Annotated in this window: 22 protein-coding genes and 2 tRNA genes; 13 read left to right on the plus strand and 11 right to left on the minus strand. The window is 65.6% G+C overall.

Annotated features, from left to right (window positions below; translation table 11 throughout):
• Nucleotides 1-21 precede the first annotated feature (21 nt).
• Complete coding sequence (gene rpmH, locus BN973_RS30265) at nucleotides 22-165, minus strand: 50S ribosomal protein L34 (RefSeq protein ID WP_003874369.1); 144 nt, start codon at nucleotides 163-165, stop codon at nucleotides 22-24.
• A gap of 612 nt (nucleotides 166-777) precedes the next feature.
• Here rpmH and dnaA point away from each other — a divergent pair.
• The 10 genes from dnaA (at nucleotide 778) to BN973_RS01975 (ending at nucleotide 12,447) form a co-directional block, all read left to right on the plus strand.
• Entirely contained in the window at nucleotides 778-2,301 is a 1,524-nt protein-coding gene (dnaA, locus tag BN973_RS01930) for a chromosomal replication initiator protein DnaA (protein WP_036465561.1), read from the plus strand.
• A gap of 520 nt (nucleotides 2,302-2,821) precedes the next feature.
• Complete coding sequence (gene dnaN, locus BN973_RS01935; protein ID WP_036465562.1) at nucleotides 2,822-4,021, plus strand: DNA polymerase III subunit beta; 1,200 nt, start codon at nucleotides 2,822-2,824, stop codon at nucleotides 4,019-4,021.
• Nucleotides 4,022-5,185, plus strand: coding sequence for a DNA replication/repair protein RecF (gene recF / locus BN973_RS01940; protein WP_036465563.1), 1,164 nt, complete (start codon nucleotides 4,022-4,024; stop codon nucleotides 5,183-5,185). It begins immediately after the preceding gene.
• Nucleotides 5,182-5,754, plus strand: a complete 573-nt coding sequence (locus BN973_RS01945) for a DUF721 family protein (RefSeq protein WP_036465564.1) — start codon at nucleotides 5,182-5,184, stop codon at nucleotides 5,752-5,754. The genes recF and BN973_RS01945 overlap by 4 nt, the downstream gene beginning before the upstream one ends.
• 267 nt (nucleotides 5,755-6,021) lie before the next feature.
• Complete coding sequence (gyrB, locus tag BN973_RS01950) at nucleotides 6,022-8,055, plus strand: DNA topoisomerase (ATP-hydrolyzing) subunit B (protein WP_036465565.1); 2,034 nt, start codon at nucleotides 6,022-6,024, stop codon at nucleotides 8,053-8,055.
• 34 nt (nucleotides 8,056-8,089) lie between these two features.
• Nucleotides 8,090-10,609 carry a DNA gyrase subunit A gene (gene gyrA, locus BN973_RS01955; RefSeq protein ID WP_036465567.1) on the plus strand — a complete coding sequence of 840 codons (2,520 nt, stop codon included), beginning with the start codon at nucleotides 8,090-8,092 and terminating at the stop codon, nucleotides 10,607-10,609.
• 135 nt (nucleotides 10,610-10,744) lie between these two features.
• Nucleotides 10,745-11,617, plus strand: a complete 873-nt coding sequence (locus BN973_RS01960) for a DUF3566 domain-containing protein (RefSeq protein WP_036465569.1) — start codon at nucleotides 10,745-10,747, stop codon at nucleotides 11,615-11,617.
• Between the two features lie 61 nt (nucleotides 11,618-11,678).
• Nucleotides 11,679-11,752 (plus strand) — tRNA-Ile (locus tag BN973_RS01965).
• 139 nt (nucleotides 11,753-11,891) lie between these two features.
• Nucleotides 11,892-11,964, plus strand: a tRNA-Ala gene (locus tag BN973_RS01970).
• Between the two features lie 168 nt (nucleotides 11,965-12,132).
• Nucleotides 12,133-12,447, plus strand: a complete 315-nt coding sequence (locus BN973_RS01975) for a CDGP domain-containing protein (protein ID WP_036465570.1) — start codon at nucleotides 12,133-12,135, stop codon at nucleotides 12,445-12,447.
• A 13-nt stretch (nucleotides 12,448-12,460) separates the two neighbouring features.
• Here BN973_RS01975 and BN973_RS01980 read toward each other — a convergent pair whose 3' ends face one another.
• Nucleotides 12,461-12,646 carry an excalibur calcium-binding domain-containing protein gene (locus tag BN973_RS01980; protein WP_139830362.1) on the minus strand — a complete coding sequence of 62 codons (186 nt, stop codon included), beginning with the start codon at nucleotides 12,644-12,646 and terminating at the stop codon, nucleotides 12,461-12,463.
• Between the two features lie 382 nt (nucleotides 12,647-13,028).
• Nucleotides 13,029-13,466 (minus strand): cell wall synthesis protein CwsA, encoded by a 438-nt coding sequence (gene cwsA, locus BN973_RS01985; RefSeq protein ID WP_036465571.1) that lies wholly within the window; start codon nucleotides 13,464-13,466, stop codon nucleotides 13,029-13,031.
• Nucleotides 13,467-13,605: 139 nt separating this feature from the next.
• Between cwsA and BN973_RS01990 the strand changes: the two genes are divergently transcribed.
• Nucleotides 13,606-14,154: a peptidylprolyl isomerase gene (locus BN973_RS01990; RefSeq protein ID WP_036465572.1), complete on the plus strand. Its 549-nt coding sequence runs from the start codon at nucleotides 13,606-13,608 to the stop codon at nucleotides 14,152-14,154.
• Nucleotides 14,155-14,164: 10 nt separating this feature from the next.
• On the opposite strand, the gene BN973_RS01995 is transcribed toward BN973_RS01990, so the two are convergent.
• Together BN973_RS01995 and crgA are read right to left on the minus strand one after the other, a co-directional pair.
• Nucleotides 14,165-14,599: a PH domain-containing protein gene (locus BN973_RS01995; protein WP_036465574.1), complete on the minus strand. Its 435-nt coding sequence runs from the start codon at nucleotides 14,597-14,599 to the stop codon at nucleotides 14,165-14,167.
• 155 nt (nucleotides 14,600-14,754) lie between these two features.
• Entirely contained in the window at nucleotides 14,755-15,036 is a 282-nt protein-coding gene (gene crgA / locus BN973_RS02000) for a cell division protein CrgA (RefSeq protein ID WP_025738162.1), read from the minus strand.
• 118 nt (nucleotides 15,037-15,154) lie between these two features.
• Between crgA and BN973_RS02005 the strand changes: the two genes are divergently transcribed.
• Both BN973_RS02005 and BN973_RS02010 read left to right on the plus strand, forming a co-directional pair.
• Nucleotides 15,155-15,898, plus strand: coding sequence for a DUF881 domain-containing protein (locus BN973_RS02005; RefSeq protein ID WP_036465575.1), 744 nt, complete (start codon nucleotides 15,155-15,157; stop codon nucleotides 15,896-15,898).
• Nucleotides 15,899-15,947: 49 nt separating this feature from the next.
• Nucleotides 15,948-16,631 carry an aminodeoxychorismate/anthranilate synthase component II gene (locus tag BN973_RS02010; RefSeq protein ID WP_036465577.1) on the plus strand — a complete coding sequence of 228 codons (684 nt, stop codon included), beginning with the start codon at nucleotides 15,948-15,950 and terminating at the stop codon, nucleotides 16,629-16,631.
• Here BN973_RS02010 and pknB read toward each other — a convergent pair.
• From pknB to BN973_RS02040, 6 genes are read right to left on the minus strand one after another with little or no spacing between them, the layout of a single operon-like run.
• Nucleotides 16,609-18,486, minus strand: coding sequence for a Stk1 family PASTA domain-containing Ser/Thr kinase (gene pknB / locus BN973_RS02015; protein WP_036465579.1), 1,878 nt, complete (start codon nucleotides 18,484-18,486; stop codon nucleotides 16,609-16,611). The genes BN973_RS02010 and pknB overlap by 23 nt on opposite strands.
• The gene (locus tag BN973_RS02020) at nucleotides 18,483-19,808 is read right to left on the minus strand and encodes a serine/threonine-protein kinase (RefSeq protein ID WP_036465580.1); all 1,326 of its coding nucleotides are present in this window, start codon (nucleotides 19,806-19,808) and stop codon (nucleotides 18,483-18,485) included. The genes pknB and BN973_RS02020 overlap by 4 nt, the downstream gene beginning before the upstream one ends.
• Complete coding sequence (gene pbpA / locus BN973_RS02025) at nucleotides 19,805-21,283, minus strand: D,D-transpeptidase PbpA (protein ID WP_036465582.1); 1,479 nt, start codon at nucleotides 21,281-21,283, stop codon at nucleotides 19,805-19,807. The genes BN973_RS02020 and pbpA overlap by 4 nt, the downstream gene beginning before the upstream one ends.
• The gene (locus BN973_RS02030) at nucleotides 21,280-22,689 is read right to left on the minus strand and encodes an FtsW/RodA/SpoVE family cell cycle protein (protein WP_036465584.1); all 1,410 of its coding nucleotides are present in this window, start codon (nucleotides 22,687-22,689) and stop codon (nucleotides 21,280-21,282) included. Before BN973_RS02030 ends, pbpA begins: the two co-directional genes overlap by 4 nt.
• Nucleotides 22,686-24,200: a PP2C family protein-serine/threonine phosphatase gene (locus BN973_RS02035; RefSeq protein WP_036465585.1), complete on the minus strand. Its 1,515-nt coding sequence runs from the start codon at nucleotides 24,198-24,200 to the stop codon at nucleotides 22,686-22,688. The genes BN973_RS02030 and BN973_RS02035 overlap by 4 nt, the downstream gene beginning before the upstream one ends.
• Nucleotides 24,197-24,664 (minus strand): FHA domain-containing protein FhaB/FipA, encoded by a 468-nt coding sequence (locus BN973_RS02040; protein ID WP_025738168.1) that lies wholly within the window; start codon nucleotides 24,662-24,664, stop codon nucleotides 24,197-24,199. The genes BN973_RS02035 and BN973_RS02040 overlap by 4 nt, the downstream gene beginning before the upstream one ends.
• Between the last annotated feature and the right edge of the window lie 65 nt (nucleotides 24,665-24,729).

Raw genomic sequence — 24,729 nt, forward strand, 5'->3', positions numbered from 1 at the left:
CCAACAAGCCTGTCGGTCAGATCAGGCAGATAGCGCGCGGCGGCCCTTGCGCCGCCGGCCAGACACGATGGCGCGCCCTGCGCGGGTGCGCATGCGCAAGCGGAAGCCGTGCACACGAGCTCGGCGCCGGTTGTTCGGCTGGAAGGTCCGCTTGCCCTTGGCCACGGCGTTCTCCTCGTTCTGTCTCGCTAGAAGCTTGTCCCAGTCATCCGGCCGGTCACGTTTGCTTCGGCTAAATTGCTTCGTGATTCGGTCGAAAGGTGGTTCTTGCTGCTGGCCGGCGCGGTCCCCGGGTGAATAACTCCTGGGTCGCTGCCGTATCGCCGACTTTCGGGCGACTGTATGAGGGTACTGACGAGCGTTCGCTGGGTCAAACTTGGCCTGCCCCAACGGACCCACCGACGCCCGAGTTCAAAGCTCGGCCACAAGCGCAGCCATTCGACACGACATCATCGACGAGCCATAGCACGCCCCTATGGACTCTAAATACCGCGACTGGAATGCAGCAGAACTGTTGGCAGCCGCACGGAAAACTGTTAGCTTCGGGCAATGCCGTTTCAGACTGGAGCGGCGCTCGACAACGAAGCATGATGGCGGATCCTCTAGCTGTGCAGGCGACCTAGCTCGGGTCGTCTCCAGCCCGCGGATCGCGAGCCGTCGCCGATAGGTTGCGACCCGCATACGCCTATCCTGTCCACACCTGTGTATAACTATGTGGACAGTTGCTTTGTCGCCAAGCGTGGTTTTACTTCGACGTCGGACCAGGGAGATGCGTCGTTGACCGATGACTCCGGTTCTGGTTTTACGACAGTGTGGAATGCGGTCGTCTCTGAGCTCAACGGCGATTCCGACGCGGACGGAGCAGCAGGTAATCGCACGACGCTGGTCACTCCCCTCACCCCCCAGCAGCGCGCGTGGCTGAATCTTGTTCAGCCTCTGACCATCGTCGAGGGTTTCGCCCTCTTGTCGGTGCCGAGCAGTTTTGTGCAAAACGAGATCGAACGGCATCTGCGCACCCCGATCACCGACGCGCTGAGCCGCCGGCTCGGACAGCAGGTCCAACTCGGAGTGCGAATCGCACCGCCGACCGACGACGCCGACGAGACCCAGTTTGCGCAGGGTGACACGTTCGCAGACGACATCGACCTAGAAACGTCGAGTGACACCGACGAGGCCGACGACAACGGTGAAGCGATCGGCGTCGAGCAGAGTTGGCCCAACTATTTCACCGAGCGTTCGCACGGCGGCGACCCCGCCGCGGCCGCCGGCGGAACCAGCCTCAACCGGCGCTACACCTTCGAGACTTTCGTCATCGGCGCGTCCAATCGGTTCGCGCATGCCGCGGCCCTGGCCATCGCCGAAGCACCCGCGCGTGCCTACAACCCGTTGTTCATCTGGGGTGAGTCCGGGTTGGGCAAGACCCACTTGCTGCATGCCGCAGGCAATTACGCGCAGCGGCTGTTTCCCGGCATGCGGGTGAAGTACGTCTCCACCGAGGAATTCACCAACGACTTCATCAACTCGCTTCGCGACGACCGTAAGGTCGCGTTCAAGCGCAGTTACCGTGACGTCGATGTGCTGCTGGTCGATGACATCCAGTTCATCGAGGGCAAGGAAGGTATCCAGGAAGAGTTCTTCCACACCTTCAACACCCTGCACAACGCCAACAAACAGATCGTCATCTCGTCTGATCGGCCGCCCAAGCAACTCGCCACCCTCGAAGACCGGCTGCGAACCCGGTTTGAGTGGGGCCTGATCACCGACGTCCAGCCGCCCGAACTGGAAACCCGCATCGCGATTCTGCGCAAGAAAGCACAGATGGAACGGCTCGCGGTACCCGACGATGTGCTCGAGCTGATCGCCAGCAGCATCGAGCGCAACATTCGCGAGCTCGAGGGAGCTTTGATCCGCGTCACCGCGTTCGCCTCGCTGAACAAGACGCCAATTGACAAGTCCCTGGCCGAGATCGTGCTGCGCGACCTGATCGCCGATGCCAGCACCATGCAGATCAGTGCGGCGACCATCATGGCCGCCACCGCCGAATACTTCGACACCACCGTCGAGGAGTTGCGCGGTCCGGGCAAGACGCGCGCGCTGGCTCAGTCGCGCCAGATCGCGATGTATCTGTGCCGCGAGCTCACCGATCTGTCACTGCCCAAGATCGGGCAGGCATTCGGCCGCGACCACACCACGGTCATGTATGCGCAGCGAAAGATCTTGTCCGAGATGGCCGAGCGCCGTGAGGTCTTCGATCACGTGAAAGAGCTCACCACTCGCATCCGGCAGCGCTCCAAGCGCTGATTTCAGCCGTTTCCGCCGCCGCGCGCCAAATTTTTTCCAAAAAACTTCCCGCACGTCTGCAACTCCAGTCACAGCCACCTGTGTGCGCAGTGTTGTGTACAAACGTGCCAAACAACAGTGCAGCAATCGGCCGTGAAGTGCACACCGCTCCCCCATCCCCAGTGGCTCAACATCGGCTACACAGTTACCAACGCCGTCATCCACAAGCCGATCGCCGCGCTAGCAGCGCCGAGCCGAAGCTGTCCCCAGATTGCACAGGCCTTAATACTGGTACTGAGATCTATCCGTTGTTTGTTCTTTGAAGAACAGGCTTGGGGATGCGTCGCTGCACAGCACTCGCCAACCTCGCTCCCACTCGGCTTGTCGGCCTTCACGATTAGCTTTCAAGATGGACGCAGAAGCTCTACGGTTGTGATTCGACTCCGTTGTGGACGTCCTGGCGGGTAACTCGCCATCGGCGTTCGTGGCGGGGCCCGAAGCTGGCTGTCGGATTTTGAACTTTGGTAGGTGAAGGGACGCTGTGAACGTGGCGACGACAACTGCTGGCCTCACCGATCTGAAGTTTCGCCTGGTCCGAGAATCTTTCGCCGACGCGGTGTCCTGGGTGGCGAAGAACCTCCCGAGCCGCCCCGCGGTCCCGGTGCTGTCCGGCGTGCTGTTGACCGGCTCCGATCAGGGCTTGACGATCTCGGGATTCGACTACGAAGTTTCTGCCGAGGCACAGATTGCAGCCGAAATCGCTTCTCCGGGAAGCGTTTTGGTGTCAGGACGGCTGTTATCAGATATCACCCGGGCATTGCCGGACAAGCCGATCGACTTTTACGTCGACGGCAACCGCGTCGCATTGACCTGCGGCAGTGCCAAGTTTTCGTTGCCGACGATGGCGGTCGAGGATTACCCCACGCTGCCGACGCTGCCGGAAGAGACCGGGACCTTGCCATCGGATTTGTTCGCCGAGGCGATCGGCCAGGTCGCGATTGCGGCCGGCCGGGATGACACGTTGCCGATGTTGACCGGCATTCGGGTCGAGATCTCGGGTGAGACGGTCGTTTTGGCCGCCACCGACAGATTCCGTCTGGCAGTTCGTGAGCTCACCTGGTCGGCGTTGTCGCCCGATATCGAGGCGGCGGTATTGGTACCGGCCAAGACGTTGGCCGAAGCCGCCAAGACCGGTACGGACGGTTCCGAGGTCCGATTGTCATTGGGCGCCGGCAGCGGAGTCGGAAAAGACGGGCTGCTCGGGATCAGCGGCAACGGCAAACGCAGCACGACGCGACTGCTGGATGCGGAATTCCCGAAGTTTCGTCAGTTGTTGCCGGCCGAGCACACGGCGGTCGCGACCATCAACGTGGCCGAGTTGACCGAGGCCATCAAGCTGGTTGCGTTGGTGGCGGACCGGGGTGCGCAGGTGCGCATGGAATTCGCCGAAGGTCTGTTGCGGCTCTCGGCCGGCGCCGACGATGTCGGCCGTGCCGAAGAGGAACTCGCCGTCGACTTCTCCGGCGAACCGTTGACGATCGCGTTCAATCCGACGTACCTCACCGACGGTCTCGCCTCGGTGAAGGCCGACCGGGTGTCGTTCGGCTTCACTACGCCGGGCAAGCCGGCGTTGCTGCGCCCGGCGTTCGACGACGACAGCCACCCGACGGATAATGGTCCGTTTTCCGCGTTGCCTACGGATTACGTCTACTTGTTGATGCCAGTTCGGTTGCCCGGATAGGTGTACGTCCGGCATTTGGGGCTGCGTGATTTTCGGTCCTGGGCACAAGTTGACGTGGAGCTCGAGCCGGGCCGAACGGTGTTCGTCGGCCCCAATGGCTTCGGGAAGACGAATTTGGTTGAGGCACTGTGGTATTCGACCACTTTGGGGTCCCACCGGGTGGGAACCGATGTGCCGCTGATCCGGGCGGGCGCCGATCGAGCGGTGGTTTCGACGATCGTGGTCAACGAGGGCCGGGAATGCGCGATCGATGTGGAGATTGCCGCGGGACGGGCGAACAAGGCCCGGTTGAATCGCTCGCCGGTGCGCAGCACCCGCGAAGTGGTCGGGGTGTTGCGCGCGGTGTTGTTTGCTCCCGAAGACCTGGCGCTGGTCCGCGGGGATCCGGCGGACCGGCGTCGTTACCTCGACGACCTGGCGACCGTGCGCCGGCCGACGGTGGCCGGGGTGCGCGCGGACTACGACAAGGTGCTGCGGCAACGGACCGCGCTGCTGAAATCGTTGGCCGGGGCGCGACATCGCGGCGACCACGGTGCGATGGACACCCTCGACGTGTGGGACAGCAGGTTGGCCGAGCACGGTGCCGAATTGATGGCCGCCCGTATCGATCTGGTGAACCAGCTGGCACCGGAGGTGGAGAAGGCCTACCAGTTGTTGGCACCGGGGTCGCGGTCGGCGTCGATCAACTACAAGACGAGCATCGACGGGTTGGGTGCCCAGGGGGCTGAAACCGCGACCAGCGACGGCGACTTCTTGGAAGCCGCGCTGTTGGCCGCGTTGGCGGCGCGCCGCAGCGCCGAATTGGAGCGCGGCGTGTGTCTGGTCGGCCCGCACCGCGACGACTTAGAGCTCCGTCTGGGCGATCAACCAGCGAAAGGCTTTGCGAGCCACGGTGAATCGTGGTCTTTCGCGATCGCGCTGCGGCTGGCCGCATACGAGTTGCTTCGCGCGGACGGCACCGAGCCGGTGTTGTTGCTCGACGACGTGTTCGCCGAACTGGACGCGGCCCGCCGCCGCGCCCTGGCCGCGGTGGCCGAATCGGCCGAACAAGTCCTGATAACCGCGGCGGTACTGGAAGATGTCCCGGCGGGCTGGGACGCTAGGCGGGTGCACATCGACTTGCAAGACGATGACACCGGCCGGGTTTCGGTGATGCGACCATGACGGGCACCGACGACGACCACGACGAACAAAGCCCGCCACCCTGCGAACCACCGAGCGGACTCAGCGGCATCGACCTGGTGCGACGCAGCCTCGAAGAAGCCCGGGCGGCGGCGCGGGCGCAGGGCAAGGACGCCGGCCGCGGCCGCGGCAGTAATCCGGTTCCGCGCCGCGTCACCGGGCAGCGGCGCAGCTGGTCGGGTCCGGGCCCCGACGTTCGCGATCCGCAACCGATGGGCAGGGTCGCGCGTGATCTCGCGAAAAAGCGCGGGTGGTCGGGACGTGTCGCCGAGGGCACGGTGCTCGGGCACTGGGCGTCGGTGGTGGGGCATCAGATCGCCGATCACGCGACGCCGACCGGGCTGAGCGAGGGGGTGCTCAGCGTGGCGGCCGAATCTACCGCCTGGGCTACCCAATTGCGGATGATCCAGGCGCAGTTGCTGGCCAAGATCGCCGCCGCGGTGGGCAACGGTGTGGTGACATCGCTGAAAATCACCGGACCCGCCGCCCCGTCCTGGCGCAAGGGGCCGCGACACATCTCCGGTCGAGGGCCGCGCGACACCTACGGCTGACACAATTGAGTGGTTCTCCGCCGCCGGCGCCCGGCTGCCGGCAAGCCGTAAAGGTTCGCCCGCTCAGATCCGCGAGAACGAAACGGACCCCCATGACGCACGTCCGGACGCGGCGCCAATAGAGAAATTCAGCGCACGGCGCGTCCAGATAGGTAGAAACGCGCCCAGAAAATCGGTCCCGACCCCCGATCACGGTAGAGTGGGCTGATGCGACTGCTGCGGTGACTGGAACCGCCCGCATGAAACCCCGAGGAGAGCATTCCGACCGTGGCTGCCCAGAAGAAGAAGGCGCAAGACGAATACGGCGCGTCAGCGATCACCGTGCTCGAAGGCCTGGAGGCCGTCCGTAAACGTCCCGGCATGTACATCGGATCCACCGGCGAACGAGGTCTGCACCACCTCATCTGGGAGGTCGTGGACAACTCCGTCGACGAGGCGATGGCCGGCTACGCGAACCAGGTCGACGTGCGCATCCTCGACGACGGCAGTGTCGAAGTCGCCGACAACGGCCGCGGTATCCCGGTCGCCATGCATGCCACCGGCGCACCGACCGTCGACGTGGTGATGACGCAACTGCACGCCGGCGGCAAGTTCGGCGGCGAGAACAGCGGCTACAACGTCAGTGGTGGTCTGCACGGAGTCGGTGTGTCGGTGGTCAACGCGCTTTCGACCCGCCTCGAGGTCGACATCTCCCGCGACGGGCACGAATGGTCGCAGTACTACGAGCGCGCCGTACCCGGCACCCTCAAGCAGGGTGAAGCCACGAAGAAGACCGGAACCACGATCCGGTTCTGGGCCGACCCTGACATCTTCGAAACCACCGACTACGACTTCGAGACGGTGGCACGTCGACTGCAGGAAATGGCGTTCCTCAACAAGGGATTGACCATCACCCTCACCGACGAGCGAGTATCCCGGGAAGAGGTGGTCGACGACGTCGTCAGCGACACAGCCGAAGCTCCCAAGACCGCCGAAGAAAAGGCGGCCGAATCCACCGCCCCGCACAAGGTCAAGCAACGCACGTTCCACTACCCCGGTGGCCTGGTCGATTTCGTCAAGCACATCAACCGCACCAAGAGCCCAATTCAGCAGAGCATCATCGATTTCGAAGGCAAGGGCACCGGCCATGAGGTCGAGATCGCGATGCAGTGGAACGGCGGCTACTCGGAGTCGGTGCACACCTTCGCCAACACGATCAACACCCACGAGGGCGGCACCCACGAAGAAGGCTTCCGCAGCGCGCTGACGTCCGTGGTGAACAAGTACGCCAAAGACAAGAAGCTGCTGAAAGAGAAGGACCCCAACCTCACCGGCGACGACATCCGGGAAGGCCTGGCCGCGGTGATCTCGGTCAAGGTCAGCGAACCGCAGTTCGAGGGCCAGACCAAGACCAAGCTGGGCAACACCGAAGTCAAGTCGTTCGTGCAGAAGGTCTGCAACGAGCAACTCACCCACTGGTTCGAAGCCAACCCCGCCGACGCGAAAGTCGTTGTGAACAAGGCGGTGTCTTCGGCGCAGGCGCGCATCGCCGCGCGCAAGGCGCGAGAGTTGGTGCGCCGCAAGAGCGCCACCGACCTCGGCGGTTTGCCGGGCAAGCTTGCCGACTGCCGCTCCACCGATCCACGTAAGTCGGAACTATATGTGGTGGAGGGTGATTCGGCCGGTGGCTCGGCCAAGAGCGGTCGCGACTCGATGTTCCAGGCGATCCTGCCGTTGCGCGGCAAGATCATCAACGTGGAGAAGGCGCGCATCGACCGCGTGCTGAAAAACACCGAAGTCCAAGCGATTATCACCGCGCTGGGCACCGGTATCCACGACGAATTCGACATTGCCAAGCTGCGTTACCACAAGATCGTGCTGATGGCCGACGCCGATGTCGACGGCCAGCACATCTCGACGCTGTTGTTGACATTGCTGTTCCGCTTCATGCGGCCGCTGATCGAACACGGTCACGTGTTCCTGGCGCAGCCGCCGCTGTACAAGCTGAAGTGGCAACGCAGCGATCCCGAATTCGCTTACTCCGACCGCGAGCGCGACGGCCTGCTCGAGGCGGGGGCGAAAGCCGGCAAGAAGATCAACAAGGACGACGGCATCCAGCGCTACAAAGGTCTGGGCGAAATGGACGCCAAGGAGCTGTGGGAAACCACGATGGACCCGACCGTCCGGGTGCTGCGCCAAGTCACCCTCGACGACGCCGCCGCGGCCGACGAGCTGTTCTCCATCCTGATGGGCGAGGACGTCGACGCGCGCCGAAGCTTTATCACCCGCAATGCCAAAGATGTTCGCTTCCTGGACGTCTGAGCACATCTACGGCTGACCGACCCACGAGGACTACATGACTGACACCACGCTGCCACCGGGCGACGACTCCGTCGACCGGATCGAACCGGTTGACATTCAGCAGGAGATGCAGCGCAGCTACATCGACTACGCGATGAGCGTGATCGTGGGCCGCGCGCTGCCGGAGGTCCGCGACGGCCTCAAGCCGGTGCACCGCCGGGTGCTCTACGCGATGTACGACTCCGGGTTCCGCCCGGACCGCAGCCACGCGAAATCGGCGCGGTCGGTGGCCGAGACGATGGGGAACTACCACCCGCACGGTGACGCGTCGATCTACGACACCCTGGTCCGGATGGCGCAGCCCTGGTCGCTGCGCTACCCACTGGTCGACGGGCAGGGCAACTTCGGTTCGCCGGGCAACGACCCGCCGGCCGCCATGCGGTACACCGAAGCGCGGCTGACGCCGTTGGCCATGGAGATGTTGCGCGAAATCGACGAGGAGACAGTCGATTTCATCCCCAACTATGACGGCCGCGTGCAAGAGCCGACCGTGCTGCCCAGCCGGTTCCCCAACCTGCTGGCCAACGGTTCGGGCGGCATCGCGGTCGGCATGGCCACCAACATCCCGCCGCACAACCTGGGCGAGCTCGCCGAGGCCGTGTTCTGGTGCCTGGAAAATCACGAGGCCGACGAAGAGGCGACGCTCGCCGCGGTCTGCGAGCGGGTGAAGGGCCCCGACTTCCCCACCCATGGTCTGATCGTGGGGTCGCAGGGGATCCACGACGCCTACACCACCGGCCGCGGCTCCATTCGGATGCGCGGAGTTGTTGAGGTAGAAGAGGATTCGCGCGGCCGGACCTCGCTGGTCATCACCGAGCTCCCGTATCAGGTCAACCACGACAACTTCATCACCTCGATCGCCGAGCAGGTCCGCGACGGCAAGCTCGCCGGGATCTCCAACATCGAGGACCAGTCCAGCGACCGGGTGGGTCTGCGCATCGTCGTCGAGGTCAAACGCGACGCCGTCGCGAAGGTGGTGCTGAACAACCTTTACAAGCACACCCAACTGCAGACCAGCTTCGGTGCCAACATGCTGTCCATCGTCGACGGGGTGCCGCGCACGCTGCGCCTGGACCAGATGATCCGGCTGTACGTCGAACACCAACTCGACGTGATCATCCGCCGCACCACCTACCGGCTGCGGAAAGCCAACGAGCGGGCCCACATTCTGCGCGGTCTGGTCAAAGCGCTGGACGCGCTGGACGAAGTCATCGCGTTGATCCGGGCTTCGGAAACCGTCGACATCGCCCGGGCCGGCTTGATCGAGCTGCTCGATATCGACGAAATCCAGGCGCAGGCGATCCTGGATATGCAGTTGCGCCGGCTGGCGGCCCTGGAGCGGCAGCGCATCATCGACGACCTGGCCAAGATCGAAGCCGAGATCGCCGATCTGGAAGACATCCTGGCCAAGCCGGAGCGGCAACGCGGCATCGTGCGCGACGAGCTCGCCGAGATCGTCGAGAAGCACGGCGACGCCCGTCGCACCCGGATCGTCGCGGCCGACGGCGACGTCAACGACGAGGACCTGATCGCGCGCGAGGACGTCGTCGTCACGATCACCGAAACCGGCTACGCCAAGCGCACCAAGACCGACCTGTACCGCAGCCAGAAGCGCGGCGGGAAAGGCGTGCAGGGCGCCGGTCTCAAACAGGACGACATCGTCGCGCACTTCTTCGTGTCGTCGACGCACGACTGGATCCTGTTCTTCACCACTCAGGGCCGGGTGTATCGGGCCAAGGCCTACGAGCTGCCGGAGGCGTCCCGCACGGCGCGCGGCCAGCACGTCGCCAACCTGTTGGCCTTCCAGCCCGAGGAACGCATCGCCCAGGTCATCCAGATCCGCAGCTACGAGGATGCGCCGTATCTGGTGTTGGCCACCAAGAACGGTCTGGTCAAAAAGTCCAAGCTGACCGACTTCGACTCCAACCGCTCCGGCGGGATCGTCGCGGTCAACCTGCGTGATGGCGACGAGCTGGTCGGGGCGGTGCTGTGCTCGGCCGACGACGATCTGTTGCTGGTCTCGGCCAACGGGCAGTCCATCCGGTTCTCGGCGACCGACGAGGCGCTGCGACCGATGGGCCGCGCCACCTCCGGTGTGCAGGGCATGCGCTTCAACGAGGACGACCGGCTGCTGTCGCTGAATGTGGTGCAGGAAGGCATGTTCCTGTTGGTCGCTACCGCCGGGGGTTACGCCAAACGCACCGCGATCGAGGAGTACCCGGTGCAGGGCCGCGGCGGCAAGGGCGTTTTGACCGTCCAGTACGACCGCCGCCGTGGCAGTCTGGTGGGGGCGTTGATTGTCGACGATGAGAGCGAGTTGTACGCGATCACCTCCGGTGGCGGTGTCATTCGCACGGCGGCGCGCCAGGTCCGCAAGGCCGGCCGGCAGACCAAGGGCGTTCGGTTGATGAACCTGGGTGAGGGCGACACGCTGTTGGCCATTGCCCGCAACGCCGAGGAAAGTTCGGACGAGGACGGCGAGGAGCGCGACGGCGGCGAGGAGTCGCAGAGCTAGCCCGCTAGGGGTGCGGGCCGGGCAGTCGCCTGCCAAGGGACTGCCACCGGATACGGGCAATTAGACTCAGCCCGACCAGAGACAGTGCACGGGCCACCGACCGGGCGGCCGAGGCAGCAGAGGTAAGGAGTCGGGGTGACCTCACCGAGCGAGCCGGGTGCCCCCAAGAAGGGCGACAGCCAGAACGGGGACGTTTCGGCCGAGCGGGCCGGTGCACACCCGCGCGGGACGCCCACCCAGGCAGGCCGTAGTCAGGACGGCGGCGATTCGCCGCCGTGGCAGCGCGGCGCCGCCCGGGCCGCCAACCCCGGGAATCGTCAAGGCGAACCGCCGAGCGAGGCCCGGCCACCGGGCCCGCCCTCCGGCGTCGACGCGCGGGTAAACCGCTTCATCTCGGGCGGCAACGCGCCGGGGCAAGCCCCGCCGCGCCGGGACGACTTCGACGCGCCGAGCCGCGGCGACGGTCCGACGCACGAGGCCTACGCCAGCGAGTTGCCGGACCTGTCCGGCGGGATTCCGCGCGGATCGCAGCGCGGCACAACCCCGGACCGCGGCTCGGAATCGTCCCAGTCGGCCGGGCGCTCGACGGTGACGGAATCTCGGGAAAGCCGTGACAGCCTGGTTCAGGTGTCGCGGCGACGAGGGGGCCCGGTCCGGGCCAGCATGCAGATCCGGCGCATCGATCCGTGGAGCACCTTGAAGGTGTCCCTGATGCTTTCGGTGGCGCTGTTCTTCGTCTGGATGATCGCGGTGGCGTTCCTGTACCTGGTGCTCGGCGGCATGGGCGTGTGGGCCAAGCTCAACAGCAACGTCGGCGACCTGCTGAACAACACCAGCGGCAGCAGCGGAGAACTGGTTTCGAGCGGGACCATCTTCGGTGGGGCCGTGCTGATCGGATTGGTCAACATCGTCTTGTTGACGGCGATGGCCACGATCGGCGCGTTTGTCTACAACCTGACAACCGACTTGATCGGCGGCGTCGAAGTCACGCTGGCGGACCGGGATTAGTGCAGGTTTTGGGGTGGGGCGGCGATTGCGGTAATCTCGTCGCTCGGCCGTACGCGTGTACGGGCCTATAGCTCAGGCGGTTAGAGCGCTTCGCTGATAACGAAGAGGTCGGAGGTTCGAGTCCTCCTAGGCCCACAACCATGTACCCGTCAAGACGTTGTGTGAGACTTGCATTGCCGTTGGCGCTGATTGTTTTGGTGGCGGCGGTGCTGCGGTCACGCCGCGGCGTCGAGGTCTGGCACGTGGCAGCAGTTGATCCCGCACCGGTTGTCGAGGGGCCTTAGCTCAGTTGGTAGAGCACTGCCTTTGCAAGGCAGGTGTCAGGGGTTCGATTCCCCTAGGCTCCACAATTCAAAAGGCGGCGTTCTCGCGGTCGCCGTACCGACTGAATTACCGACTCCTGCTTAGACATTGGCCGCCGGGCCGCGGAGCCAAACCCGCTCGTTTGCTACGTCCAGGTAAACTCACTCGGCTGGCAAGGCCACAGCCACATTATTAGCTGTATCGTGCCGCTCATGATGAAATCAGCGCGGGTCGCCGGAACCGTGGCGCTGGGAGCGGCATTGACGTTCGGCGGAGTCGGAATTGGCATCGGACTGGCTCCGCCCGCGTCCGCGGGCTGTCAGGGCACCATCATTCCGGGAGAGTCCTACTGCGACAAGCCGCCGGGGCCGAACGGGGTCTACGAGCGGTGCCACCAGGCCCCCAGCTACCCGGTCTTCGGTGGCCGGGGCGTGATCGAGGACGTGACGCCGCCGCCGGAGTGCTACCCGGTCGACCCGTCGCAACCGGCCCCGCTGGGTCAGCCGCCGAACCACATCGACGACTGACGCCGGCCGCCGCCTAGTGGGATTCGCAGGCGATGCCGTCGTTGTCCCGGTCTAACCACTGTCCGTAGGCCGGGTCGCCTCGCGGGATGTTGTACCGCCCGTCTTTCGCGGCCGCTTTGCAGTTCGCGTACGGCGGGTCTGCCTGCGCCGCGGGCGCAACGGTCCCTCCGACGCCGAGCGCAGCGGCAACCGTGGCCAGCGCGGCCACCAACAAGCGGATCTTCACGGGCTCACAACCTTTCTTTGCGGGTTGTGAGACTACGGCGAAAATTGCGGCCGCGAGACGAAATTCGGCAGATTCGACGGCCGCCGGTCCTGTGCGCCGAGTTCCTCAGGCGCACAGGCTCTTCAACACAAGGGCCTACTGCGCGTTGACGGTCGGCGCGGTGACCGTCTCGCCGCAGCCGGCGGCCGTCAGCCTCAGGGTGGCGAATCGAGACATGACCGCCCCGTTCATTTTCGGCCACGGGGGCCGAAACTGTGAGGCGGCCCGCATACCGCTAACCAGATGGCTCTGGGCAACGGAAAGCAAACGGCGGCAGTGCAATAGGTAAAACTGCTATTTGCTGCCTAAAGCCGAGTCAGGGCCGCGGCTGGACGTCCACGCTGGGCGGGCGCGGCGACGGATCGGGGTTGTCGCGGTTGGTCGAACGCCGGACGATGCTGAATGCGACCGCGCCGCCGGTCAGCAGCACGACCGCCACTCCCGCGATCAGCAGGGGGCGCTTGCTGCGGCGGCGCCGGGATTTGCGCGCGTCCTGCAATGCCTGCGGCAGGCTGGACACCACCTCCTGCGCGGCGGCGAGCTCCTGGGCGATCGTTTCCTGTGCCGCGGCGATATCGCGAGAAAGTTGGCCCCGGCGGTAGCGGCGGCGCAACTCCGCTGCGGTCGCCTGTACGGTGTCCGCCCCCAACCCGATGACACCGCGAGTGACGTCCACCGGTCCCACTGCCGAGTAGGCCAGGCCCCGGGACAGCCGCTGCCTAGGGGTCAGCCGGGATTCCGCCGTCGCGTTCATCTGCCGCCTTTCCGTGCCGGGTCGTGGAACCTACAGACTGCCACCATAAAAACACCACCGCGCCGATTGCCGCGCGACGGCGGGATTTTCGGCGCCGGGCCCCATCGAGCGACACCCGGTGCGGGCGGCCCCGCGGGCAATGGCAGACTCTGGTGTCGTGACCAACAGCCCGCATCAGACTGCCACTGCCACACTGCACACCAATCGCGGCGACATCAAGATCGCCCTGTTTGGAAACCACGCGCCGAAGACTGTCGCCAACTTCGTTGGCCTGGCGCAGGGCACCAAGGAGTACTCGACCCAAAACGCGTCGGGCGGTCCTTCCGGTCCGTTCTACGACGGCGCGGTCTTTCACAGAGTGATCCAGGGCTTCATGATCCAGGGCGGCGATCCGACCGGCACCGGCCGCGGCGGCCCGGGCTACCAATTCGCCGACGAGTTCCACCCCGAGCTGCAGTTCGACAAGCCCTACCTGCTGGCGATGGCCAACGCGGGTCCGGGCACCAACGGCTCGCAATTCTTCATCACCGTCGGGCAGACTCCGCACCTGAACCGGCGCCACACCATCTTCGGCGAGGTGACCGAGCCCGAGTCGCAGCGAGTGGTCGACGCGATCGCCACGACGTCGACCGACGGCAACGACCGTCCGACCGACCCGGTCGTCATCGAGTCGATCACGATCTCCTGAATCGTTTGCCCTACGCCGGCTCGCCGCCGCTTCGACCGGCGTAGCCGGCGTCGGTGAGTGCGTCGAGTACGTCCAGCGGCTCGGTGCCGAGGTCCCAGCGCGAGAACAGCACCAGGCTGTCGTCGGCCGTTTCGACTTCGAGGAAGCGCACCTTGCGTCCCATCCGGCGAAACTCGGTGATCCGAATGATCTTGATGTCGGGGTGCTGCAATACCTGCGTCCGGAACCATCCCCGGATTACCAAACCGGCGGGGGTAATTGCCAGCTTTGGGCGTGCGCGCCACGTCGCGCCCGCAAACAAGAGCAGACCCGCACCGGCAATCCCCACCATGAAGCGGCCCGGCGGGTCTGTGACCACGGTCACACTCGCGATAGCCATAAACAACCCACCGAGGCCACAACCAGCGACTCCCGCCGCGCGGGGCTCCCATTGTGTTTGCTGCATGCCGTCTTTAACCCCTCCCACCACCGCCGATGCAGTTATCCACATCAGCTATCAACAGTGGGGATAAATCACACGCGTGTGATTGGGTACTCACAAGGTTGCTGGCGCAGCCGCGGATCGACCCCAAGATGAATTCATCCGGAACTTGATCTTGGTTAGTGCCAGCGCATCGTGAGCAACAACCCGGTGATCATGAAAGCGAACGCGATCGCGTAGTTCCACGGGCCCAGTTGCGCCATCCAGTTCAGCGCGGTCGGTGCCTGGCTTCCGACGGCCGCCAACTGGAACACCATCAGCCAGACAAGACCGATCAGCATCAGTCCCACGAACAGCGCGACGAACCACACGCTGGAGGGTCCGACCTTCACTTTCACCGGCGTCCGGCTGACCGCGCTGACGGTGAAGTCGTTCTTCTTGCGGACCTTGGACTTGGGCATGATTACCTCGGGATCACGGTGAGCGGGACGGGGTGCAACGATAGCGGTTGTAGCTACCCGCAGGACTTGGCTACGAGATTAACCCACCTGGCCCCCCGACCAGGAAATTGGAGACTGGATGATCCAGACCCGCCGGTCACCATGGCGCTTCGGCGTCCCATTGGTTTGCCTGCTGGCCGGACTGCTGCTGGCGGCCACCCACGGGGTCTCCGGTGGCGCCGAGATCCGTCGCAGCGATGCACCGCGCCTGGTCGACCTGGTGCGTGAGACGCAGGCCTCGGTGAATCGCCTCAAGGCCGAACGGGACCAACTGGAAGGCAAGATCGACTCGACGCATCTGCGGTCGTCCGATGCCGCACTGGCGGCGATGCTGCGGCGCTCGGCCGAGCTGGCCGCTGAAGCGGACATGACCCCGGTGCACGGGCCAGGCCTGGCGGTGACGCTCGATGACGCCCAGCGCGACGCCAACGGCCGTTTCCCCCGCGATGCCTCTCCCGATGACCTGGTGGTCCACCAGCAAGACATCCTGGCCGTCCTCAACGCCATGTGGAGTGCCGGCGCGGAGGCGATCCAGATGCAGGATCAGCGAATCATCGCCACGTCGGTGCCGCGCTGCGTCGGCAACACGCTCCTGCTCAACGGGCGCACCTACAGCCCGCCGTACACGATCACGGCAATCGGGAACGCCGCCGCGATGCAAGCCGCCCTCGCCGCCGCTCCCCTGGTGGGTCTCTACAAGCAGTACGTCGTCCGGTTCGGCCTCGGCTACCACGAGGAGGTCAAGCCCGACGTGCGGCTCGTCGGCCACACCGAGCCGGTCCGGATGCATTTCGCGCAGCCGGCGGGCCCCGTCGGCTACTGAGGGGCCACTGAGCCGGGCCCGGCGTTCGGCAGGGCGGTAACCTGACACGATGCGGATCCTGGTTGTCGACAACTACGACAGCTTCGTGTTCAACCTGGTGCAGTACTTGGGGCAACTCGGAGTCGAGGCTGATGTGTGGCGCAACGACGACGCCAGGCTCTCCGATCAAGCCGGCATCGCCGCGCAGTTCGACGGTGTGCTGCTCAGCCCAGGGCCGGGCACCCCGGAGCGCGCGGGCGCCTCGATCGACCTGGTCCGGGCGTGCGCCGCTGCGACCACCCCGCTGCTTGGCGTCTGCCTCGGGCACCAGGCCATCGGGGTCGCGTTCGGTGCCACCGTCGACCGGGCACCCGAACTGCTGCACGGCAAGACCAGCAGCGTCCACCACACCAATGTCGGTGTGCTGCAAGGACTTCCGGATCCATTCACGGCGACTCGTTACCATTCGCTGACCATCCTGCCGGAGTCGCTGCCGCCGGTGCTGGAGGTGACTGCCCAGACCCGTAGCGGCGTCATCATGGCCGTGCGTCACACCGAGCTGCCGATCCACGGTGTGCAATTCCACCCGGAGTCGATCCTCACCGAGGGCGGTCACCGGATGCTGGCCAACTGGCTGGCCTATTGCGGATGGTCGCGCGATGACACCCTGGTCCGCCGGCTGGAGAACGAGGTTCGCTCCGCGGTGCGGCCGTATTTTCCCGACCCGGCGGCTACTGACCGAACTTCAGCGTGATGATGCCGTCCCGGTTGACCCCGGCGCCGGCCGGCGGGTTCTGGTAGACGACCTTGTGGGACTGGGAGCCGCCGGCGTCGACATCGGCGCCCTTGTCCAGCACGCCCGTCCAGCCCAGCGCGCGTAACCGTGGTTCGGCGTCGGTCCAGAACATGCCGGTCAGGTCGGGCATCAGGAACTGATTGCCCTTCGACACCTGCAGCTCGATGATCGAGTCCACCGGAACCGTCTGTCCCTTGGGCGGATTGGTGCCGATCACCTCACCGGCCGGCCGAGGACTGTCCACCGATGCCTGGGTGATCTTGGTGAAGCCGTAGACCGTCAGATTCTTCTGCGCGACGTCGATGGTCTGGCCGGCGACATCGGGAACCTGCTTGGTCTCGGGGCCGGACCCCACGATCACCGTGACGACGTTGGTGATCGCCGACGTCTGGTTGGCGGGCGGATTGGTGCCGACCACCTTGCCCAGCAGCTCCGGGGTCGACGGCGAGTTCGCCTGCTTGAATTTGGTGAACCCGGCGGCCTTGAGCTTGCTGACCGCGTCGGAGTAACTCATCGAGGACACGTCGGGCACTTCTCGTTGTTCGGGTCCGGTCGAGACGTTGATCGTGATCTCGTCACCGGCCGCTACCGACGCGTTCGCGCCGGGATCGGTGCTGATGACGTGGTCGGGCGGGATCGACGAGTCGGGCTTTTGCAGTGTGCGGGTCTTGAAGCCGCGATTCTGCAGCGCGGCAACGGCATCGGCGGACACCTGGCCGCGCATGTCGGGCACTTGCACGTCGCGGGTCGAGCCGCCGAACGTGTTGAACGCGATCACGACGACGATCGTGAGCACCGCCAGTACGGCGACCGCGACGACCCAGCGACCGACCGGACCGCCCATCCGCTCGGGGTCGGTGTCGGTAAGGTGTTGGCGCGGCAGTGGATCGGTGCGCGGACCGTGTCCCGGTCCGGTCGAGGCCAGCAACGAGGTCCGCTCGGCGTCGGTGAGAACCTTCGGCGCTTCCGGCGGTTCCCCGTTGTGCACCCGAACCAGATCGGCGCGCATCTCCGCCGCGGTCTGGTAGCGGTTGTCCGGATTCTTGGCCAACGCCTTGAGCACAACGGCGTCGAGGTCGGGGGAAATGCCCCCGTGCCGTTTCGACGGCGGAACGGGGTCCTCGCGAACATGTTGGTAGGCAACAGAAACCGGCGAATCACCGGTGAAAGGTGGCTCGCCCGTGAGGATTTCGTAAAGCACACAGCCCAGCGAGTAGACATCGGAGCGGGCGTCGACGGAATCGCCCCGGGCCTGCTCCGGCGAGAGATACTGCGCGGTCCCGATCACGGCCGCGGTCTGGGTGACGCTGTTGCCGCTGTCGGCGATCGCCCGGGCGATGCCGAAGTCCATCACCTTGACCGCATTGGTCGTGCTGATCATGATGTTCGCCGGCTTGACGTCGCGGTGGATGATGCCGTTCTGGTGGCTGAAGTTCAGGGCCTGACAGGCGTCGGCGATGATCTCGATCGCGCGCCGCGGCGGCAGGGGTCCGTCATTATGCACGATGTCGCGCAGTGTGACGCCGTCGACGTACTCCATGACGATGTAGGGCAGCGGGCCGGCGGGGGTTTCCGCCTCGCCGGTGTCGTAGACCGCGACGATGGCCGGGTGATTCAGCGCGGCGGCATTCTGCGCCTCGCGACGGAACCGCAAATAGAAACTGGGGTCGCGGGCCAGGTCGGCGCGCAGCACCTTCACCGCGACGTCGCGGTGCAAGCGGACGTCGCGGGCCAGGTGAACCTCGGACATACCCCCGAAACCGAGTATGTCGCCCAGTTCGTAACGGTCTGACAGGTGCTGCGGGGTGGTCATTGCGGTGTCTCGTGTCGGGCCGGCGAAAGGCTGGGCGTCAGGGGGGTAGCCCAGCTCAGTTCGGGTGGCCTGCGGTGGAATCCAGAATTACCTATCGCGCCGCGATCCGTCCAATCAAGCCGCAAACCCGGCGCCAACCCGCTCGGGGTCTTGGTGGCCGGCGGCGCGGTTGCCGGCGGTGTCCCGGTGTCGGTGACCGTCGGGGGCGGCGGCTGCTGGTTGTCACCGCGGGAGTTGATCACGATGAGCACCGCGATGATGATGGCGAGCGCCCCGAGCACCCCGGCGGCCCACAGCAGCGCGCGCTGGCCCGAAGAAAAGGTCCGACGGGCCGGCGGTGGACGGCGACTGCTGGCGGCCGGCCGCGATCGGCTGGCCGCGGCGCCCCGCGCACTGGGCGCGGCGGTCGTCCGGGCCTGCGGGCTTGACGGAATGGCAGCCGGCGAGGCGCGTCCCGGCGGCGGTGACTGACTGGGCCGCGGCGGACGCCGCCCGGCCCGAACCGCGGCTACAGCGTCGGCGAACGGCCCGCCACTGCGGTAACGCATACCGGGGTTCTTGACCAGCGTGATCTCGATGAGTTCGCGCACATTGGGCGGAAGCTCCGGCGGCAGCGGCGGCGGCGGTTCCTTGATGTGCTTCATCGCCACCGTCAACGCGCCGTCGCCGGTGAACGGACGCTTGCCCGAAACCACCTCGTAGCCAACGACTCCCAGCGAGTACACGTCGCTGGAGGGGGTGGCATCGTGGCCCAGCGCCTGCTCGGGCGCGATGTATTGGGCGGTGCCCATCACCATGCCGGTCTGGGTGACCGGCGCGGCGTCGACGGCCTTGGCGATACCGAAGTCGGTGATCTTCACCTGCCCGGTCGGGGTGATCAGGATGTTGCCCGGTTTGACGTCGCGGTGGACCAGACCGGCGGCATGCGCGATCTGCAGCGCGCGGCCCGTCTGCTCGAGCATGTCCAGCGCGTGGCGCAGCGACAGCCGGCCCGTGCGCTTGAGCACCGAGTTCAGCGGCTCACCGTTGACCAGCTCCATCACCAGATAGGCGGTGCGACCTTCGCCGTCCATCTGGCTCTCGCCGTAGTCGTGCACGGCGGCGATTCCCGGGTGGTTGAGCATCGCGGTCGTGCGCGCCTCGGCGCGGAACCGCTCGATGAACTCGGGGTCCTGGGAGAACTCCGCCTTGAGGACCTTGACCGCCACTCGCCGGCCCAGCCGGCTGTCGACGGCCTCCCACACCTGGCCCATGCCGCCGGTGGCGATGAGGCGCTGGAGCCGGTACCTGCCCGACAGCGTCACTCCAACTCGGGGGCTCATGGGCCCCCCTGCAATGCGGCCTGGATAACGGCGCGCCCGATCGGCGCCGCGATCGCCCCGCCGGTCGCCGAAAGGCGGTCACCACCGTTCTCCACGAGCACCGCCACGGCCACCTTCGGCGTCTGGGCGGGCGCGAACGCGATGTACCACGCGTGCGGCGGAGTGTTGCGCGGGTTGGCGCCATGCTCTGCGGTACCGGTCTTGGATGCGATCTGCACGCCGGGAATGGCCCCTTTCTGCTGTGCAGCCTTCTCGGCACCGATCATGAGCTCTGTCAGCTTAGCGGCGATCTGCGGCGATACCGCGCGGCGCTGCTGATAGGGCGCAGTCGTGCTGATGTTGGCCAAGTCCGGTCCCTTGAGGCTCTCGACCAGGTAGGGCTGCATCGTCACGCCGTCGTTTGCGATGGTCGCGGCGATCTCCGCGTTCTGCAGCGGGGTCAGCGCCACGTCCTTCTGCCCGATGCTAGACATCCCGAGGGCGGCGGCATCCGCGATTATCCCAACAGTGGATTCCGCCACTTGAAGCGGAATCACGCTGGGGTTGGTGTCCATGCCGAACGAATGCGCCATGCTGCGCAGGGCCTCGGCTCCGGTCAGGATGCCCAGCTGGACGAATGCGGTGTTGCACGACTTGGCGAACGCCTCGCTCAGCGAAACGGTCGGCTGGTCGCCGCACGGCATGCCGCCGTAGTTCTCCAAGGTGGCGGTGCTGTTGGGCAGCGGGATCGTGGCCGCCGCCGTTAGCTGCTCGTCGTCCTTGGCGCCGGCCTGCAGTGCTGCCGCGGTGGTGATCACCTTGAAGGTCGAACCGGGCGGGTAGGTCTCCGAGATCGCACGGTTGGTGAGCGGGTTGTCCGGGTCGTCGCGCAGCCGCTGCCACGCCTGCGCCTGTACCTCGGGGTCGTGGGAAGACAGCAGGTTGGGGTCATACGACGGCGAGGACACCATGGCCAGAATTTTGCCGGTGGACGGCTCCAGGGCCACCACGGCTCCCTTGCACGGCGGCCCGCCGCAACCCTGCTGCATCGCGTCCCAGGCAGCCTGCTGCATCCGGGGATTGATCGTGGTGTCGACGTTGCCGCCGCGCGGGTCGCGGCCGGTGAAGAAGTCCGCCAGCCGGCGCCCGAACAGCCGCGCGTCGGAGCCGTTCAGCAGCGAGTCCTCGGCGCGCTCCAGCCCGGAGCTGGAATACCGCAACGAGTAGAAGCCGGTGATCGGCGCATACACCGTGGGGTTGGGATACACCCGCAGGAAACGGAAGCGGCTGTCGGTGGCCACCGAATACGCCAGCAGCTGGCCGCCCGCGATGATCTGGCCGCGCTGGCGCGAGTACTCGTCGAGCAGGACGCGCTGGTTGCGCGGGTCTGCCCGCAGCCCGTCGGCGGCGAAGACCTGCGTCATGGTGGCGTTGAGAAGGAGCAGCACGATCAACGCCATCACGGTCATTGAGATCCGGCGGAGAGAGGTGTTCATACCTTCTGAATCACCTCGGTGCCGGCCGCCGCGATCGGCGACGTGTCGCGCGTGCGGGATCGCAACGGGCGTCGGGCGCTGTGCGAGATGCGCGCCAGGATGGCCAACAGCACGTAGTTGGCCAGCAGTGAGGACCCGCCGTAGGACATCCACGGTGTGGTCAGTCCGGTCAGCGGAATCAGCTGGGTGACACCACCGACGACGATGAACAGTTGGATCGCCAGGGTCGATGCCAGGCCCGCGGCCAGCAGCTTGCCGAAGCTGTCGCGTGTCGCGATCGCCGTGCGCATGCCCCGGACGATGACGATGGTGTAGAGCATCAAGATGCTGGCCAACCCGACCAGCCCGAGTTCTTCACCGAATGCGGCGATGATGAAGTCGGTGGATGCGGCCGGGACCGTGTCGGGCTGGCCGTTGCCCAGACCGGTGCCGAAGATGCCTCCGGTGGCAAAGCTGAAGAGCGACTGCACGATCTGATAGCCGCTGCCGTCGGGGTCGGAGAACGGGTCCCACCACATCTGCACCCGAGTCCGCACGTGCGCGAAAATGAAATACGCGGCAACGCTTCCCCCAGCGAACAGCGTCAGCCCGATGACCACCCAACTGAAGCGCTGCGTGGCCAGGTAGACCACCACCAGAAACGACGCGTAGAGCAATAGCGAAGTGCCGAGGTCTTTTTCGAGCACCATGACGCCGATCGAGATCACCCACGCCGCCAACAGCGGTGCGAGGTCTCGCGGGCGGGGCAGCGTCATCCCCATCAGGTGCTTGCCGACGCTGGTGAACAGACCGCGCTTGGCGACCAGCACCGCGGAGAAGAAGATCAGCAGCAGAATCTTGGAAAACTCGGCGGGCTGAATTGAGAAGCCCGGCAAGCGAATCCAGATCTTGGCGCCGTTCTGCTCGGACAGCGTGGCCGGCAGAATCGCGGGGATGGCCAAGAAGACCAGACCCGTGAGCCCAAAAATGTAGCCGTAGCGCGCAAGCTGCCGGTGGTCTTTGAGGAAGGTGACGACGAGTGCGAACGCGGCGACGCTGACCAGGGTCCACAGCAGTTGTTGGGTAGCGCTGGGGTGATGACGACCGCTGAGCTCGTTGCCGACGAGATCCAGCCGGTGGATCATCACCAAGCCAAGTCCGTTGAGCAGCGCCACAATTGGCAGCAGCAGCGGATCGGTGTAGGGCGCGAAGCGCCTGATGGCCAGATGCGCACTTCCGAACAGAGCCAGGAAGCCCAGCCCGTAGCTGGCAATGGCCCAGTCCAGACCGTGCTCCTGGTTCGCATCGACGATCAGCAGCGCGGCGACGGTGATCACCGCGGCGAAGCACAACAACAGCAGTTCGGAGTTGCGCCGAGTCGGCAGCGGCGGTGTGACCGTGACCGGCGGTTGGACCTGCGTGGTCATGCAGCCGCCCGGCAGTCGATGCCCGGCTGTGGTGGGAGTGGCGGGAGCGTAGTCACCGTCGAGGAAGTGAGCGGGGGCGACGTGGTCGCGGGCGCAGCAGGGCTGGTGCTGGCTGGGGCGGTGCTGACAGGCGAGCTGTTGGGTGGGGTGCCGCTGGACGGGGCGGGGGGCGCGGTGGCACTGGGCGGGGTTGTCCCGGTGGTCGCCGGGCTCGGTGACCCGGGTGGCGACGTCGCTCGGGGCGGCGGGCAGGGTGGCAGCAAGTTGTTGGCCGACAGCTCTTTCAACTGTGCTTCGGCCTCGTCGAGAGTCCCGGCAGGGAGCCCGGCCAACACCTGTGCGCGCGCGGCGGGGCGCAGGTCCTGCAATAGCATGAGGCGGCAGTCGGGGTGCCCACTGGATTGGCTGAAGCCGACGATCGATAAGTCGTTGCGTGCGTTGAGACAGCCCACCAAATAGGGTTCGTGCAGTGACATTCCCAGCAGGGATCCTTGAATCCCCTTCATGATCGACACCATGCCGTTGTATTCGGCGACGTAGTAGTTGCTTCGGATGATCGCGCGTCCGATGGCCAGGCCAGTGAGTGCCAGCAGCACCACCAGCGTGGTGACGATGAACATGCGCCGCCAGGCAAACCGGGGCCGGGGCACGGGCTCCTCTTGTTGCACAACGCGTTTGGCGGCCTCTTTGCGGGGACCGATGGCCGAAGCCCGGCCGGCCGAAGTGTTGGGCAGCGTCAGCTGGTCTTCTTCACCGGATACCGCGCCGGCAAGAATCGGTTGAGTCTGGCCATAGTCGTAGTCGACGACATCGGCGACCACGACCGTCACGTTGTCGGGGCCGCCGCCGCGGAGCGCCAATTCGATTAGGCGGTAAGCGCTTTCGGCAACGTCGGGTATCTGTAGTGCTTCGTGGATGGTCTCGTCGCTTACCGGATCGGAAAGCCCGTCCGAGCAGAGCAGGTAGCGATCACCGGCGCGAGCTTCGCGCATGGTCAAAGTGGGCTCGACCTCGTGGCCGGTCAGCGCCCGCATGATCAGCGATCGCTGCGGATGGCTGTGCGCCTCTTCCTTGGTGATCCGTCCTTCGTCGACCAAGGTTTGGACGAAGGTGTCGTCTTTGGTGATCTGGGTCAGTTCGCCGTCGCGGAGCAGATAGCCGCGTGAGTCTCCGATGTGCACCAGCCCAAGACGGTTGCCCGCGAACAGGATTGCGGTAAGGGTGGTGCCCATCCCTTCGAGGTCGGGCTCCATCTCCACTTGGGCGGCGATGGCCGAGTTGCCGGCGCGCACCGCCGAATCGAGCTTGGCGAGCAGGTCGCCGCCGGGTTCGTCGTCGTCGAGGTGTGCCAGCGCGGCGATCACCAACTGAGACGCCACTTCGCCGGCCGCGTGGCCGCCCATGCCGTCGGCCAGGGCCAGAAGTCGAGCGCCGGCATAGACCGAGTCTTCGTTGTTGGTGCGTACCAGGCCGCGATCGCTGCGGGCGGCATATCGCAGGACCAGGGTCACGGGCGCAACTCGATTGCCGTCTTGCCGATCCGAATCGGCGTCCCGATTGGAACTCGTACCGCAGTGGTCACCTTCGCCCTGTCAAGGTAAGTGCCGTTGGTCGATCCTAGATCCTCGACGTACCATTCCGAGCCGCGCTGCGACAGCCGGGCATGCCGCGTCGAGGCGTAGTCGTCGGTCAGCACCAGCGTCGAATCGTCCGCGCGTCCGATCAACACCGGCTGTCCGCTGAGCGTGATGCGTGCACCTGCCAACGCCCCTTCGGTCACTACCAGATAGCGGGCGGCATGGCGGCGCTGGCGCGATGGCAGCAACGTGCCGCGCAACACCAAACCGCGGCGGACCATGACCGCACCGGTTGGTGCGTAGATGTCAGTCTTCAAGATCCGGAGAACAGACCAGATGAACACCCATAACAGCATTAAAAATCCGGCACGCGTCAGCTGCAGTACCAGTCCCTGCATCTGGCGTCCTTTCCGTCCTGGCGCCGCACCTCATGAAACCAAGCAACGTCACGATACTTGGAGGG

The sequence above is a fragment of the Mycobacterium triplex genome (assembly GCF_000689255.1).
GTDB lineage: Bacteria > Actinomycetota > Actinomycetes > Mycobacteriales > Mycobacteriaceae > Mycobacterium > Mycobacterium triplex.